The sequence below is a fragment of the Nonomuraea mesophila genome, assembly GCF_004352805.1.
GTDB classification, from domain to species: Bacteria; Actinomycetota; Actinomycetes; order Streptosporangiales; family Streptosporangiaceae; genus Nonomuraea; species Nonomuraea longispora.
Genome location: NZ_SMLD01000203.1, coordinates 1 through 15,557, shown reverse-complemented (window position 1 = coordinate 15,557; position 15,557 = coordinate 1). Strand labels below are relative to the sequence as shown.

Here is a 15,557-nt window from a genome sequence, read left to right as displayed (position 1 = left end):
CCCCCGCGCCCCGGTCGGGCGCCCCGGCGCTCTGACCTCGCGCCCCGGCGCTCCGGCACTGGGCGATGCGGTGCCGGATCCGCTAGCCGGGCGATGACCGTACCTTCGGGCGGTGTGCCGCGGTCGCGCCTGCGGGCGGGCGCTCGCTCGCGGGCCCGGGTCAGACGCGGCAGAGGATCTCGCCGTGCAGGATCGACAACCAGCCGTCACCGTCGGCCGCCCACGCCAGCCACCCCTCCGAGATCCGCCGCAGGTCCGCCTCCGTGGCGGCGCCCGTGGCCAGGGCCTGCCGGGCCATCGCCGAATGCAGGACCCGTTCCGACCACATCCCGCCCCACCAGGCACGGTCGTCGGGCGTGGCGAAGCACCAGGTCGAGGACGTGGCGGTGATGTCGTCGAACCCCGCGGCCCGCGCCCATGACAGCAGCCGCCGCCCCGCGTCGGGCTCGCCACCGTTGCCCCGGGCGATCTGCTGGTAGAGCCGCATCCACTCGTCCAGCGCCGGCAGCCGTGGGTGCCAGGCGAATGCCGTGTAGTCGCTGTCGCGGGCCGCGACGATCCCTCCCGGCTTGGTGGCCCTGCGCATCTCCCGCAGCGCCCGTACCGGATCGCCCACGTGCTGGAGCACCTGGTGGGCGTGGGTCACGCAGAACGTGTCGTCGTCGAAGCCGAGCGCGTGCACGTCGGCGACGGCGAAGTCCACGTTGCCCAGGCCGCGGGCGCTCACCTCGGCCCTGGCCAGGCCGAGCGCCTCCGCGCTCACCTCGGACGCCGTCACGTGCCCCACCCTGGACGCGAGGTCCGCGGTGATGGTGCCGGGGCCGCTGCCCACGTCGAGCACCTTCATGTGGGGCTTGAGATGGGGCAGCAGGTACGCGGCCGAGTTGCCCGCGGTGCGCCAGCGGTGCGAGCGCAGCACCGACTCGTGGTGGCCATGCGTGTAGACGGCTTCCATGCCGAACTCCTCCATCTCGCCGGACCGTTACGGCTGACCTTAGCAAGCATCTCACGATTCAAGAGAAACCATCTCGCTGTACGAGACAGCAGGACGCCTCCACGGGTGCCCGCGCCCGCGTGGTGAATCGGGTGAGCGCCCGGGTAGGGGGCCAGAAAACCACCCCACAGGAGGACCCCATGGCGAAGACCGTGGCAGATGTCATGACAGCCCACCCGGCGGCGATCGAGGGCGACCAGCCGGTGTCCGCCGCCGCCTCTCTCATGCGGGAGCGGGACACCGGCGCGATCATCGTCAACGACGGCGGCCGCATGCAGGGCATCGTCACCGACCGCGACATCGCCGTGCGCGTGGTCGCCGACGAGCGCGGCCCGGACACGCCCGTACGCGAGGCGTGCAGCCCGGCCGTGGAAGCCGTCGATCCGGACACGGGCATCGACCAGGCCGTGCGGATGATGCGCTCGCACGCCGTACGCCGCCTTCCCGTGGTGGAGGACGGCCGGGCCGTCGGCATCGTCAGCCTGGGAGACCTGGCCGTCGAGCGGGACGAGAACTCCGCCCTCGCCGACATCTCGGCCGCCGAGGGGAATCGGTAACGTTGCCCGCGTGGTCACAGTCGACGACGTACGGCAGTTCGCGCGCACGCTCCCGCGCACCACTGAGCACCTCATCCGCGACCGCACCAAGTTCCGGGTGGGCAAGATCGTCTACGTGGCGTTCTCGCGTGACGAGACGCTGATGGGCTTCGGCTTCCCGAAGGAGGAGCGGGCGGCGCTCGTGGCGGCCGAGCCGGACAAGTTCCTCATGCCGAGGGATTCCGACCTGCGCTTCAACTGGGTCGTGGTGCGGCTCGCCGCCATCGACGCCGCCGAGATGCGCGAACTGGTGCTGGAGGCCTGGCGGATGTGCGTACCGAAGAAAGTGCGCCTGGAACACCAGCAGCGGGCCGTGACCCCGCCTTGAATACCCCTGCCCGTGCGGCCGCCGGCCGCTAGCCGCGGACGTCCGCGAGGCCGCGGAGCCTGCGCAGTGCCTTGCGGGCCGCCGCCGCCACCCGCTCGTCCGGGTGGTGGTCGATGAACAACCGCAGCACCTGACCCGTCCACGGATGGTCGCCGAAGGCCAGGATCGGGATCGTGCCCGCCTGCTCGTCGGCGTCCATGCCCAGGGCGATCGACTCGATCACCTGGCCCGGCTGGTCCCCGAACTCCAGCAGGGCCGCCGCCATGTCCACCAGCACCCACGCGATCTCGTCCGGTGCGGGCTGCCGGTCGGTACGGCCGGTCCTCGCGGCGATCACCGCGCCGAGCTTGCGCTTCTCCAACTGCCTGGACAGTGCCAGCCGGCCCTCGTCGCCGAACTGCGTCGTCAGCAGTTCGATGCCGATCGCCCGGCTCAGCGGGCTGACCGTGGCCAGCGCCGCGGCGATCTCGGCGACCGCGTCGCCGTCGTCCCTGCCCTTCAGCCAGCCCGCCAGCTCCTCGTCCCGCTCCGCCTCCGGGTAGGAGCGCAGGCCGTGCAGCAGCGTCCCGGCGTCGGCGTCCGCGAACGAGCCCATGACCGGGACCTCCTGCCCCGTGGTCGCCGCGACGACCAGCCGTGCCACCCACAGGCCGAGCCAGCTCAGCGTGTACGGCTCCTCCTGCCGCACCAGCCCCAGCCCCGTCAGCGTCTCAGGCACCTCGCCCTGGTGCGGCTCGCGCGTCAGGAACATCCTGACCAGTTCGAGCAGCAGGGTGCCGTCGGCGGCCAGCAGGTCACGGCAGTGCCCCGCCCAGGCGGCCAGCACCTCAGAGTCGTCGCCTTCCGGCTTCAGCTCCTCGGCCAGCGGGGCGGCGCGTACCGCCGCCGCGAGCGTGGCGTCGCCGGGCAGCCGGATCGGTGGTTGCAGGGGCAGCGTGTCGTCGTCGTAGGAGCTCACCTGCCCATCCTGTCGCGATATTTCTGTTACGGTGCCAGCTGACACCGAAAAGTCGGAAGAAAGGAGGCGCAGAGATGTTCGGCACGACCCCGGGCGCTCACCGCGCCCGCTTCCACTTCTCGGAGGAACCATGCGTTTCCGTCCCGCGGTCAAGGACGACCTGGACCGCCTGCTCGGCTGCGTCGTAGACGAGTCCATCAGCTGGGCCCACCCCGACCGGTTGCTGTCCTACCTGGACAGCGGCAACTACCGGTACGACCGCATCTGGCTGGCCACTGACGAAGACACGGGCGACATCCTCGGCCGCGCCGTCTGGTGGGGCTTTCCCGGCGGCAGGCCGCTGGCGCTCGACTGCCTCTACGTGCACCCGTCGGTCCGCGACCGGGTGAGCCTGGCCGCCGACCTGCTGAACCACGCCCATGCCGCCTTCGGCCGGGCACCCGAATACCACGTCTTCGTCCTGCAAGGCTGGCGCGACGACCCCCAGGCCACGGCGGCGATCGGCTGGCGCTGGGAGGCGGCCGGCCGAGCGGGGTTGACGGAGGAGCTCGAACGCCTGCGCTACGCGTGGACGGCCGGCGACGCGCCCGTGCCGGAGCCGTCGGAGCGGCTCGTCTTCCGCGGCGAGGAGGACGACGAGGTCTTCGTGGAGGCGTTCCGGCGGGTGGCCGTCGGCACGCTCGACTTCGCCACGCGCCAGGCCCTGCGCACCATGGACCCGGTGGAGCAGGCCCGCGAGGAGGTGCGCGACTACGCGTCCATGCCGGGGGAGCGGTCGTGGTGGCGGCTGGCCTGCGACAGGGGTGGCGATCTCGTCGGGTTCGCGCTGCCGTCGGCCAACGACGGAGGGCCCGTGGTCGGCTATCTGGGCGTGGTGCCCGAGCACCGTGGCCACGGTTACGTCGACGACCTCCTGGCCGAGATCACCCGCTTCCACGCCGGGCGCGGCGTCCAGCGGATCGTGGCCGACACCGACGCGGGCAACGCGCCGATGGCCAGGGCGTTCGAACGGGCCGGCTACCGCACGTTCGCGGTCAGGCTCGTCCTCTCGGCCGACCCCGAAGCTCCGTGAGGCCGTTTCCCGCAGCGCCCGCGGAGCCCTCGCCCAGGCGGCGCCACGACCAGCGGTGAGAGCAACTGCTCCAGCACGTAGCCGTTGCGGTTCAGCAGCAGCCGGGCGAACTTGGCCAGGTCGTGCGTGACCAGGTCCACCTCGACGCCGTCGCGCGTCCACGTACGCTCCAGCGTCTCCGGCCCGTGCCGCAGCCCTGCCACCTCTGCTACCGGCAGCAGGCGGGCGCCGCGCAGGTCCACATCGGAGTCCGCTGAGGGGAACCCGTACAGGTGCGCCCCGCTCACGGTCGCGAACACCGGCGGGTACGGCTGCTCGCCGGGGATCTCCGCCAGCCATCCGGGCAGCCCGTTCACCGGATACCTACAGGTTGGAGGCCCCGTCCTTCAGGACTCCGTTGCCCAATTCGGCGCGCCTTCTTCGCATTGATCATTTTCTGGTTCACGATGTCCTTCCTCTGCTCGGGTTCCCCTCGCCGGGCAGTGGAGAGGAACCTGTGGTGTCGATGCAGCCCCGTCCTTGCCGGAGATTCCCGAGATGACCGTGCGGGTGGCGCGGGCGGCGTTTCCGAAGGGGACGCTGGCGATCCGCATCCGGGATGCGCTGGGCCCGTTGTTCGCCGATGAAGAGTTCGCGGGCATGTTCGGGGTGCGAGGGCGTCCCGGCCTGTCGCCGGGGCAGTTGGCGCTGGTCTGGTCCAGGCCAAGACTGAGCATGACGTGGAGTTGCTGGGGCCGGTGCAGTTCTCCAGTAGCCGCCAGGCCCGCGCAGGGGATGGGTTCGACCTGAGCGCCTTCACCATCGACTTCGACCAGCAGCACGCGACCTGCCCCGCCGGCGCGAGATGGCCCCATGCGGCGGCCATGATCGACCGGTTCAGCCCAGCCTTGGCCCGAACGTTCCGCCCGGGCGCTTCGACAGTGCCGCGCACCGACCGGGTCATGTTGCGGATCTTCAGGTCTTCGACGGCGATCACGTCGAACCGGTATGCCAAATCGGTGCTGGTCTTCTCCACCCAGTCCTTGCGCCGGTCGCTCTCCCGCGCCTTAACGCGGGCGATGGCGGCCTTGACCTTGGCGCGCCGGTTCGATCCGCGCTCGACCCTGGCAAGCTTGCGCAGCCGCCGCAGCCGCAGCCGCAGCCGCAGCCGCAGCCGCCGCAGCCGCCGCAGCCGCAGCAGCCGCAGCAGCCGCAGCAGCCGCAGCAGCCGCAGCAGCCGCGCCTTCTCCATGTCACGCAGCCCCGGAGCGTTCAGCATCTCCCCAGTGGACAGGGCCGACGACACGGCCACACCCCGGTCCACGCCGACGACCTCGCCCGTACCCGGCGCAGGGATGGGGTCGGGGATGGCGGCGAAATGCCGTGTCTGCGCGGGAAGGGCCACGGGTTGCCGGGCCGGTGCACCGCGAACCTCAACGTGGCCTCCTCCTCGTGGGGTAGTTGCCGTTGGAATCCCCGTGCTTCAACGCGGGGAGGATGTCAAAGGTGCTCCTTCCGTACGCCGACGAGGAAGTCCTCCACCCGGTCCCGGTCAGGTCCGGCGGGCAGCACGCTGGGTGTCGCGGCCAGCTCCGCGTGCAGGGCGGCACGCCAGGCGTCCACCTCGGCCCACGGCAGCTCGCCGCGACGGATCGCGAGCAGCCGCGCCCGGTGCGGCCCCACCTGGACCAGCGGCTCGCCGTGGCGCACCAGGTGCAGGCCGCTCAGCAACAGCCGCACCATGTGCATGGCCTGCTTCCACCTGGGCGCGTCCTGGTCGATGCGACGGAACTGGTCCTCGGCGTACCCGGCGAACGCACGCTGCGCCCGCTGCGACAGGAACGCCGTCCGCAGCTCGCGCAGCCGCCGCCCGGTGGGGGTGATCACCTCCACGATGGGCGACCACAGGCATTCCAGGACGGTCGGGTTGGCGTCGAGGGCGAGGCGGCAGAAACGCTCCACCTCCCACGAGAACTGCTCCGGCAGCGGCCCGTCCCGGTGGGTGGGCGGTTTGTCCAGCCGCCAGAACGCCGCCGTCGGCGCCACGAACACTCCCCGCCGGTCGGTGTCGGAGCTCTCGGTCTCGAGCCCGTACGCCCGCGAACCCATCACGACGGAAAGGATCAAGTCATCGGTCATCCATGTATCTTGCGCCATGGGGGCGCGGGCTGGTCTGATCGATCAGTGGGCGGTTACGACGAGGCTTACCGGCAGAGCATCGAGCGGCCCGGCGCGTTCTGGGCCGAGGCGGCGCGCGGCATCGACTGGGACGTGGCGCCGGCCACCACGCTCGGCGGTGACGGCCGCTGGTTCCCCGACGGACGGCTCAACACCTGCCACAACGCGGTCGACCGGCACGTCGCGGCCGGGCGCGGCGAGCAGGCGGCGCTGATCCACGACAGCCCGGTCACCGGCACGGCGCGGGTCCTCACCTATGCCGAGCTGCTCGACCAGGTGGCCAGGACCGCGGGCATGCTGCGCGACCTCGGCGTGCGGGCCGGCGACACCGTGGTCGTCTACATGCCGATGGTGCCGGAGGCGGTCGTCGCGATGCTGGCCTGCGCGCGGCTGGGCGCGGTGCATTCGGTGGTGTTCGGCGGGTTCGCCGCCAGGGAGCTGGCGATGCGCATCGACCACGCCCGGCCCAAGGTGGTGCTCTCGGCGTCCTGCGGCATCGAACCGGGCCGGGTGGTGGCGTACAAACCGCTGCTGGACGAGGCGCTCGCTCAGGCCGCGCACCGGCCTGACCGCTGCGTGATCCTCCAGCGGCCGCAGGCGGTGGCCGAGCTCACCGAGGGGCGCGACCTCGACTGGGAGCGGGCCGTGCGGGCGGCCGAGCCGGCCGGCTGCGTGAGCGTGGCCGCCACCGACCCCCTCTACATCCTCTACACCTCCGGCACGACCGGCTCGCCCAAGGGCGTCGCGCGCGACAACGGCGGGCACGCGGTGGCGCTGCACTGGAGCATGGCTCACGTGTTCGGCGCCGCTCCGGGCGAGGTCTACTGGGCGGCCTCCGACGTGGGCTGGGTGGTCGGCCACTCCTACATCGTGTACGCGCCGCTGCTGGCGGGCTGCACGAGCGTGCTGTACGAAGGCAAGCCGGTCGGCACCCCTGACCCGGGGGCGTTCTGGCGGGTGGTGGCCACGTACGGGGTGCGCACGCTGTTCACCGCGCCGACCGCGATCCGGGCCATCAAGAAAGAGGACCCCGCCGGAAATTTCGCGAAACAACAGGACCTGTCTACCCTGCGGTACCTCTTCCTGGCCGGCGAGCGCCTCGACCCCGACACCTACCACTGGGCCTCGGACCTGCTCGGCATCCCCGTCGTCGACCACTGGTGGCAGACCGAGACGGGCTGGCCGGTGGCCGCCAACTGCGTCGGCATCGAGCCGCTGCCGATCAGACCGGGCTCGCCCACCAAGCCGGTGCCCGGCTGGGACGTGCACGTCCTCGACGCCGACGGCAACGACTGCCCGCCCGGGGTCGACGGCGCGGTCACCGTCAAGCTGCCGCTCCCGCCCGGCGCGCTGCCCACCCTCTACCGCGACGAGGCCCGTTTCGCCCGCTCCTACCTGGAGCGCTATCCCGGCCACTACCTGAGCGGCGACGGCGGCCACTTCGACGCCGACGGTTACCTCTATGTCATGGGCCGCATCGACGACGTGATCAACGTCGCCGGGCACCGGCTGTCCACCGGCTCGATGGAGGAGGTCATCGCCGCCCACCCCGACGTGGCGGAGTGCGCCGTGATCGGCGTGGCCGACGAGCTGAAGGGGCAGCTCCCGATGGGGTTCGTGGTGCTGAAGGCCGGCGCGGAGCGCGACCCCGCCGAGGTGGAGCGCGAGCTGGCAGCCCTCGTACGCGAGCGTGTCGGCCCCGTCGCCGCCTTCCGCCGCGCCGTGGTCGTCGCCCGGCTGCCGAAGACCCGCTCGGGCAAGATCCTGCGCGCCACGATGCGCGACATCGCCGACGGCCGCCCGTACACCGCGCCGTCCACGATCGAGGATCCGGCGGCGCTGCCGGAGATCGCGCAAGCCCTGAAGGGCACATGACCTCAAGAACGCGCAGCCGGACCGGCAGCCAGACCGGCATGGTGCGGAAGCCTGCCCGACCGCGGGCGTACAGCGCATGATGGGACACCCCCGTCCCCGGGAGAAGGCCATGATCGATACCCCGAGCTACGCCGACGCCCTGAGGATCCTCGGGTGCAAGGACGGCAGGCTCGTCAAGGTCGTCGGGTTCGCCTCGGCCGCCGAGCGCACCGGCTGGGCCCTGGCCGGTGGCGGGCGGCTGGCGGCGGGCCTGGCCGACATGCGCGACGGCATCGTGCGCTACGGCAAGGAGATCGTACGCCGCATGCCGGAGCTCAAGAGCGGCGTCGACCGGCACACCCGCACGCAGCGGCTGGCCGCGGCGCACGCCGTGATCGTCGTGTCGGCGTACTTCGAGGCGCTGGGCGAGGCGAAGCTGCCGTTCACGCTGGAGCGGCTCGACCGCGGCGGGAAGATCTCCCACGGCGTGCCGACGCCCGAGCGGTTCGCCAGGCTGGTGGCGGAGCTGCTGCTGGAGCGGCTGCCCACGCCCGAGCCGCACTTGCCGTACGCCGAGACGCGCCGCGCCGTGGAACGTGCCTTCCTGCACATGTCCGAGGCCCTGGCCGGCTACGTGGGCGGCCTGTCGATCTGGGACGAGCTGAGCGTGGACGACCAGCTCCTGCTGCCCCGCATGCTCGCCGAGGGCCCGCCCGCGCACGCGCTGCGCATCTACGACGAGGACTACCGGTCGCTGGCGCTCGAGAGCCACGAGTTCGGGGTGCGCAGCCTGGTCACGGAGAAGCCGCCGCCAGGCACGGCGCTGTCGCGGGTGGCGTGGCTGCTGGCCGAGCTGGCGCCGCCCAGGGTCGGCGACCGTCCCGTGATCCACCTGGCCAGGATGGCGGCCAACGCGCTCGACCAGCCGCTGCTCGTGGCCGGCAAACTTCCCGAGGACGTCACGCTCCCGCTGCTCGGCGAGGGCTACCTCACCCCGCGCTGCCGGGTCGCGGAGCTGACCCGCGACGCCGCGCCCGCCGAGCGGGCCTGGTGGGACGACCGGCGTCTGCTGCCCGACCCGGAGGCGTTCCTGGTGGGCCACCTCACCTCGCTGCGCGCCACCCGGGCGCCCCTGCTGGTGCTGGGGGAGCCGGGCTCGGGCAAGACGAAGCTGGCCGAGGTGCTCGCGGCCCGGCTGGCGCGGTCGGAGTTCCTGCCGATCAGGGTGGAGCTGGGCGGGGTGGGCGCACGCGCGAGCGTCACCGAGCAGATCGAGCAGGCGCTCGCGGGCGTGCTGGACGAGCAGGTGGGCTACGCCGACCTGGTGGAGGCCGGCGACGGGGCGATGCCGGTGATCCTGCTCGACGGCCTGGACGAGCTGCTGCAGGGCGGCGTCAACCGTTTCGACTACCTGGAGCACGTGCGGGAGTTCCAGGCCAGGGAGGCCGGTCTCGGGCGGCCCGTCGCGGTGATCGTCACCACCCGTACGGTGGTGGCCGACCGGATCAGGTACCCCGAGGGGTTGCTGGCGCTGCAGCTCCAGCCGTTCGACGACGACCAGGTGCGGCAGTGGCTGGACATCTGGGACCAGGCCAACCGGTCCCTGCTGGCCAGGCGCGACCTGAAGCCGCTGCCCGCGCAGGCGGCGCTCGTGCACGGCGACATGGCCAGGCAGCCGCTGCTCCTGCTGCTGCTGGCCCTCTACGACGCGGGCGGCAACGCGCTGCAGCACGACCACGGCCCGCTCGGCCGCGCCCGCCTGTACGAGGTGCTGCTCAGGGACTACACCGAGCGGGAGACCGGCGGGGCCCGGCGGGTCGCGATCGACCAGGAGCTGGTGCTGCTCGGCACGGCGGCGCTGTCCATGCTGGCGAGGGGCCGCCAGGTCCTCACCGACGAGGCGCTCGAACGCGACCTGCCCGCCCTGTGCCACGGCGGCGAGGACGACCCCGGCGACGAGGGCGAGCGCATCGACTGGGTGCGCAAGGCCACGGAACGCTTCTTCTTCGTCCGCAGGAACGGCCACGCGTTCCTGCACTCCACGTTCGGCGAGTTCCTGGTGGCCTGGCTGACCGTCTACACGCTGCGCGACCTCGACCGCAGGCGCCGCCTGGCCGGCGACGAACCCCTCGCGCTCGTGCAGGCCGTGGACGACGACCTGCTGTACGCGGTCACGTCCCACTCGTGCCTGGCCGAGCGCGGGCCCACCGTCGGGTTCATCCTGGAACTGCTGGGGGAGGTGCCCGCCGCGGTGCGGGAGCGGTGCGTCGCACTCCTGGCAGGGCTGCTGCGACGCTCGCTGCACGAGCGCCCCCGTCGCCACTTCACGGGTTTCCTGCCGGTACGTCACACGGTGCCCCGCCGGCTGGCCGCCTATTCCGCGAACCTCACCCTCCTCATCGTCGCCGCCTCCGACCAGCCCGTCAGCGTCTCCTCGATCCTCGCGGGCCCCGACCCCCTGGAGCGCTGGTCCGCGCTCACCCATCTGTGGAAGGGCAACCTCGGCCACGAGGGCTGGGGTGGCCTGCTCACCGCGCTGTCGGCGCACCGGGTGATCGACGGCGGCACGGAGGACGTCCTGCTCGGGGCCGAGGACGACGCGGGGGCCGGCCACGGCATGGGAGACGTCGTCGTCGCGGTCGCCACCGGCCACACGCCCCGGCACCGGCGGCTGCTCGACCTGCTGCTGCGCGCCCTGGGGGAGGGGCGAGGCCTGCCCTACCGGGATCGCGTCCGCATCCTGGAGGAGTTGGTCCGTACGGCGGCGGTCAGGTCACCGGCGCTGCACCAGGCACTCGGGGCGATGTGGACGGAGGACGGGACCGGCCACGGTGAGCACGCCGAGCTGCGCCCGCTGCTGCGCGCCGTGCTCGCCGATCCGGTGGACCGGATGGGCACCTGGAACGCGCTGGTCAAGGCGGGCGTACCCGAGATGGCCCTCTGGGAGATCCAGCAGAGCACGTCATGATGAGCGCGCGCCGCGGGTGAGTGGCGTCGGGCCGGCCGCTTCGGTGCTGGTCGACGCCATGGTGGTACGTCCGGGGCCGGTGCCCGCCACCATGGAGGTGCTCGGTGCGCGAACGTGGTGGTTTCCCAACCTGACCTTTCAGAGGCTGACATCTAAGGGAAACGTTACGTAATATCCACATATCACGAGCGTTGGGGGCGCCAGGGTGCCAGGACAGAACGTGGGTGTGGTAGTCGATCCGGGAGTACCCCCGGAGGTCGCCGGACTGTTGCGCGCCAACGTTCCCCTGCTGTCCAGGATCAGGGCGGGCTGGGTGCCGCCCGCCGCCCCGCCGCAGTCGCGCCACCGCAGCGCCTCCGGCGCGCTGCTGCTGGCCGCCACCCCGGTCGTGATCGCGTTCATGGCCGTTCTGCTGGCCTCGCCGCTCGCGCCCGCCGGGTTCATGCTGCTCGGCACGTACGTCTTCGTCGTCCTCATCAAGATCGCCTCGATGGGTGAGGTGGTGGACGACGACCGGCCGCACGAGCGCGGCGTCTACGAGCAGGCGCGCTGGTACGACGGCCGCTACCTGCTGCCCGAGGACTTCGACGAGGAGGCGGGGAAGGTGCTGGCCAGGGCGCAGCGGGCGATCGGGTCGGTGCTGCGCTCCCACGTCAACGCCGAGGGCCTTCTCGACGACGCGCGCAACGCCCTGATGCTGCCCGCGCAGGAGTGGGAGATCGCCCGGCTGCTGGCCAAGCTGTCGGCGCTGCGCCTGGAGCACAGGGAGCTGCTGTCGAGGGGCATCGCGCCCGAGGTCGCCGCGGTCGTCGAGCCGCTCGAACGGGCCCTGGCCGGCAGCGAGGCGGCCGTGGTCGCCCGCGTGGAGGCGCTGGAACGCTACGCCGCCCACGTGGCCGACGCCGAGCGCGCCTACCACGCCCGCGGCCAGATCGAGGAACTGCGCGCCCGGCTGCCGAAGTACGAGGAGCTGCTGGCGGAGTCGGGCGCCGACGCGCTGGCCGTACCCGAGATCGAGCGGCTGGCCGAGGACGCCGACGTTCTGGAGCGCATGCTCCGGCGCAGCGTGCGCTCGGCGCACGAGGCCTTCCGTTACCTGGAGAGCTGACAGTCGGACAGACCGGGACATAGGATCAGTAACGTGGCCGGACGTCATGCGAAGGTGATCGTCGATCCGGCGTTGCCCGACGACGTGGCGGCCCTCCTCCGTGACAACCGCAAGCTGCTCGCCCGCGTGCACGCGGGATGGGTGCCCGCGCACAGGGGACACCGGCCCATGGCGGGCACCATGGCCAGGCTGGCGGCGTCCGTGACGGCCGTGGCCGCCGCCGTGTACGGGCTGACCTTGTTCGTCGCGGAGCAGTACACCGCCTTCGTGGTGATCATGACAGGGGCGGCCCTGCTGGTCGTCAGCGTGCTGCTGCGGCCCAGGCCCGACGCCGGGGTGGAGCGCCGGCACGCCCTGGAACGCGACGTCTACGAGCACGCCCGCGGGTACGCGGGCCGCTTCGTGCTCCGCGAGCAGCTCGACGAGGCCGCCAGGCCGCTCATGAGCCGGGCCCAGGCGGCGATCGAGCAGGTCATGAGCTCGAGCGTGAACGCCGAGGGGCTGCTCGACGACGTACGCAACAGCGTCATGCTGCCCGCGCAGGAGTGGGAGATCGCGCGGCTGCTGGGCAAGTTGTCGGCGCTGCGCGCCGAGCACCAGGAGGTCGTCGCGGAGGGGGTCACGCCGGAGGTGGCCGCCGTGGCGGGGCCGCTCGCCGAGGCGCTCGACAGCAGCCAGCGGGCGGTGCTGGCCCGCGTCGAGGCCCTGGAGCGCTACGCCGGCCACGTGGCCGACGCCGAGCGCGCCTACCGCGCCAGGCACCAGATCGAGCGGCTCAGCGCGCGGCTGCCCCGCTACGAGGAACTGCTCGCCGAGTCGGGCGCCGACGGATCGGCCGTGCCGGAGCTGAGCCGATTGTCGGACGACGCCGACCGCCTTGAGCAGGCATTACGCAACAGCGTCAGGTCCGCGCACGAGGCATTTCGCCACCTCAATGGCTGATTTCCCCTAGTATCCGGTTTTGTGGCGGATGTGGTGGTGGACCCTGGGGTGCCGCCCGATGACGCTCAGCTGCTCAGGGAGAGCCGGCTGGTGCTGATGAAGATGCGCCAGGGCTGGGTGCCCGAATCGCGGCGGGCCGCGTCGAGCGCACGGTATCGCATGGCCGCCGGCTTCGGCACGGTGGCGTTCTTCGGACTGATCCTCGGCGTGGGGGGCCTGGGCAGAGGCCTCGGCATCCTCATGCTCCTGCTGATGCTCATCCCCGTCATGGTGGTGCTGTTCGTCAGGACCGACCTGGACGAGGAGGACGAGGAGGAGTACGAGCGGCAGATCTACGAGCAACTGCGCTGGTACGAGGGCCGCTACGTGCTGACCGACGACCTCGACGAGGCGTCCAGGCGGCTGCTCGCCCGCGCCCAGCGGGCCATCGCGACCGTGACCGGATCCCGGGTCAACGCCGAGGGCATGCTCGACGACGTGCGCAACGCCGTGATGCTGCCCGCGCAGGAGTGGGAGATCGCGCGGCTGCTGGGCAAGCTGTCCGCGCTGCGCACCCAGCACAGGGAGACCGTCTCGCAGGGGCTCACGCCCGAGGTGGCCGCCGTGGCCGAACCGCTGGCACGGGCGCTCGACAGCAGCGAGGCGGCGGTCCTGGCCCGCGTCGAGGCCCTGGAACGCTACGCCGCCAACGTCACCGAGGCCGAGCGCGCCTACATCGCCCACGAGCAGATCCAGGAGCTGCGCGGCCGGATGCATCAGTATGAGGAACTGGTGGCCGAGACCGGGGCCGACGGGCTCGCCGTTCCCGAGCTGGACCGGCTGGCCCGCGACGCCGACCGGCTGGAGCAGGCGCTCAGGCGGAGCGTGAGCTCCGCCCACGAGGCCTTCCGCTACCTCGACCCCTGACCCGCGACCTCCAGCAGGACGTCGCACAGGGCGTCGGCCGCGTCCACCCGGCCCAGTTCCGCCGCCGCCTGCCCCATCGCGAGCCGCAGCTCGTGGTCGGCCAGCAGCGGCATCAGCTCGGCCAGCAGCTGGTCGGCCGTCGGCCGCGGCTCGAGCAGCGCCCTGGCCGCGCCGGCGGAGGCCAGGTAGCCGGCGTTCTTGCGCTGCTCGTCGCCGCCGGTCGGGATCAGCGGGATCAGCACGGACGGCTTGCCGACGGCCGTCAGCTCCGAGACCGTGCCCGCGCCGCTGCGCGAGATCACCACGTCGGCCGCGGCGAACAGATCGGCCAGCTCCCCACCCACGTAGGGCACCGGGTGGTAGCGCTCGGCCAGCTCGCCGGGCAGCTCGACGGCGCGCATCTGGTCGATCCACGCCGGCCCGCACTGGTGCACGATCTGCGCGTGCGGCAGCAGCCGCGGCAGCACCTCGGCGATGAGGGTGTTGATCTGCTTGCTGCCCTGCGCCCCGCCCGTCACGTAGATCAGCGGCACCTCGAACGTCAGCCCGAACAGGTCGTACGCCGCCGCCCTGTTGCCCTGCAGCAGCTCCGGCCGGATCGGGTTGCCCGTCACCACGGCCTTCTTCCTGGCCGGCTCGGGCAGGTGCTCCAGCGACGACTCGTGCGACAACGCGATCCTGGTCGCCAGCCTGGACAGGATCCGGTTGGCCAGCCCGACCACGGTCGTCTGCTCGTGCATCACCAGCGGGCGGCGGATCAGCTTGGCCGCCACGCCGATCGGGACCGCCACGTAGCCCCCGGTCGACAACACCACGTCGGGAAGGTAGCGGGCCGCGTGCCCCACCGCCTGAAGCACCCCGATGGGAATGCGGAACACGTCGGCGATGTTCGTGCCCAGCTCTTTGAGGTTGGGGCGGCGGCGCAGCTTGCCTGTGGTGATCGCCTTGAACGGGATGCCGTGCTCGGCGGTGATCCTGGCCTCGAGACCGTTGGCCGTGCCCACCCAGAGCACGTCGTGCGGCACCTGACGTCGCTGAACGGCCGACAGGGTCGTCAGAGCCGGATAGGTGTGACCACCGGTGCCGCCGCCGGTGATCAACAGTCGCAGGGTTCGTGACATGCGATCAGACTAGAGCCGCGCAGCGGAAACCCGTGTGCCCGGAGGCGGAGTCAGGAGTGTTGGAGGTGCGGGCGGCGACGCGGTAGCGGTTGCAGTAGGAGTCGTGGCACATGTACGACCCGCCGCGGATCACCTTGGCGCCGCCCTCGGCCGGCCCCGTGGGGTTGTCGGCGGACGCCTCCCACGTCGTGCCCCACCAGTCGGCCGTCCACTCCCACACGTTGCCCGAGACGTTGTAGAGGCCGTAGCCGTTGGGCTGGAACGACTTGACCGGCACCGTCCCCTTGCTCGGCGCAGTCGGGAAACGGCCCTGCCAGATGTTGCACCGCTGCCGGCCCTTGGGCGCCAGCTCGTCGCCCCACGGGTATTTCCTGCGCTCCAGCCCGCCGCGCGCCGCCATCTCCCACTCCGCCTCGGTCGGCAGCCGCTTGCCCGCCCACGTGGCGTAGGTGTTGGCGTCGTTCCACGACACGTGCACCACGGGATGGTTCTGCCGGTCGCCGATCGTGGAGCCGGGCCCCTCGGGCGAGCGCCACGTGGCCCCCTCGACCCC

Annotated in this window: 14 protein-coding genes and 1 pseudogene; 8 read left to right on the top strand and 7 right to left on the bottom strand. The window is 72.1% G+C overall.

The features are described from left to right. Nucleotides 1–160: 160 nt before the first annotated feature. On the bottom strand, nt 161–955 hold the full coding sequence (locus E1295_RS42220; RefSeq protein WP_132639997.1) for a class I SAM-dependent methyltransferase: 795 nt from the start codon (nt 953–955) through the stop codon (nt 161–163). Between the two features lie 179 nt (nt 956–1,134). Between E1295_RS42220 and E1295_RS42215 the strand changes: the two genes are divergently transcribed. Continuing rightward, nucleotides 1,135–1,551, top strand: coding sequence for a CBS domain-containing protein (locus E1295_RS42215; RefSeq protein WP_132639995.1), 417 nt, complete (start codon nt 1,135–1,137; stop codon nt 1,549–1,551). Between the two features lie 10 nt (nt 1,552–1,561). Then, nucleotides 1,562–1,918 carry an MmcQ/YjbR family DNA-binding protein gene (locus E1295_RS42210; RefSeq protein WP_132639993.1) on the top strand — a complete coding sequence of 119 codons (357 nt, stop codon included), beginning with the start codon at nt 1,562–1,564 and terminating at the stop codon, nt 1,916–1,918. A gap of 28 nt (nt 1,919–1,946) precedes the next feature. On the opposite strand, the gene E1295_RS42205 is transcribed toward E1295_RS42210, so the two are convergent. Beyond that, the gene (locus E1295_RS42205; protein ID WP_132639991.1) at nt 1,947–2,876 is read right to left on the bottom strand and encodes a hypothetical protein; all 930 of its coding nucleotides are present in this window, start codon (nt 2,874–2,876) and stop codon (nt 1,947–1,949) included. A gap of 130 nt (nt 2,877–3,006) precedes the next feature. Here E1295_RS42205 and E1295_RS42200 point away from each other — a divergent pair, with 130 nt between their 5' ends. Then, complete coding sequence (locus E1295_RS42200; protein ID WP_132639989.1) at nt 3,007–3,948, top strand: GNAT family N-acetyltransferase; 942 nt, start codon at nt 3,007–3,009, stop codon at nt 3,946–3,948. Here the strand turns inward: E1295_RS42200 and E1295_RS42195 are convergent. The 3 genes and pseudogenes from E1295_RS42195 to E1295_RS42185 form a co-directional block, all read right to left on the bottom strand. Beyond that, a complete protein-coding gene (locus E1295_RS42195; protein WP_132639987.1) occupies nt 3,894–4,304 on the bottom strand; it encodes a nucleotidyltransferase domain-containing protein in 411 nt (136 codons plus the stop codon). The genes E1295_RS42200 and E1295_RS42195 overlap by 55 nt on opposite strands. A gap of 587 nt (nt 4,305–4,891) precedes the next feature. Beyond that, nucleotides 4,892–5,179: pseudogene (locus E1295_RS52720) on the bottom strand (transposase); the annotation flags it as partial. 248 nt (nt 5,180–5,427) lie between these two features. After that, entirely contained in the window at nt 5,428–6,066 is a 639-nt protein-coding gene (locus E1295_RS42185; protein WP_246081033.1) for a nucleotidyltransferase domain-containing protein, read from the bottom strand. A 45-nt stretch (nt 6,067–6,111) separates the two neighbouring features. On the opposite strand from E1295_RS42185, the gene E1295_RS42180 reads away from it, so the two are divergent. The 5 genes from E1295_RS42180 (at nt 6,112) to E1295_RS42160 (ending at nt 13,883) form a co-directional block, all read left to right on the top strand. After that, nucleotides 6,112–7,980, top strand: a complete 1,869-nt coding sequence (locus E1295_RS42180; protein ID WP_132639983.1) for a propionyl-CoA synthetase — start codon at nt 6,112–6,114, stop codon at nt 7,978–7,980. Between the two features lie 109 nt (nt 7,981–8,089). Next, nucleotides 8,090–10,927 carry an NACHT domain-containing protein gene (locus E1295_RS42175; protein WP_132639981.1) on the top strand — a complete coding sequence of 946 codons (2,838 nt, stop codon included), beginning with the start codon at nt 8,090–8,092 and terminating at the stop codon, nt 10,925–10,927. A 220-nt stretch (nt 10,928–11,147) separates the two neighbouring features. Then, nucleotides 11,148–12,035, top strand: a complete 888-nt coding sequence (locus E1295_RS42170; protein ID WP_246081031.1) for a hypothetical protein — start codon at nt 11,148–11,150, stop codon at nt 12,033–12,035. 33 nt (nt 12,036–12,068) lie between these two features. Further along, nucleotides 12,069–12,977 carry a hypothetical protein gene (locus tag E1295_RS42165; protein WP_246081030.1) on the top strand — a complete coding sequence of 303 codons (909 nt, stop codon included), beginning with the start codon at nt 12,069–12,071 and terminating at the stop codon, nt 12,975–12,977. Nucleotides 12,978–12,998: 21 nt separating this feature from the next. Then, nucleotides 12,999–13,883, top strand: coding sequence for a hypothetical protein (locus tag E1295_RS42160; RefSeq protein WP_246081028.1), 885 nt, complete (start codon nt 12,999–13,001; stop codon nt 13,881–13,883). Here E1295_RS42160 and E1295_RS42155 read toward each other — a convergent pair. Beyond that, a complete protein-coding gene (locus tag E1295_RS42155) occupies nt 13,868–15,004 on the bottom strand; it encodes a UDP-N-acetylglucosamine--N-acetylmuramyl-(pentapeptide) pyrophosphoryl-undecaprenol N-acetylglucosamine transferase (RefSeq protein ID WP_132639979.1) in 1,137 nt (378 codons plus the stop codon). The genes E1295_RS42160 and E1295_RS42155 overlap by 16 nt on opposite strands. Before the next feature lie 4 nt (nt 15,005–15,008). Continuing rightward, on the bottom strand, nt 15,009–15,557 hold a 549-nt coding region (locus E1295_RS42150), incomplete at its 5' end, for an SUMF1/EgtB/PvdO family nonheme iron enzyme (protein WP_132639977.1).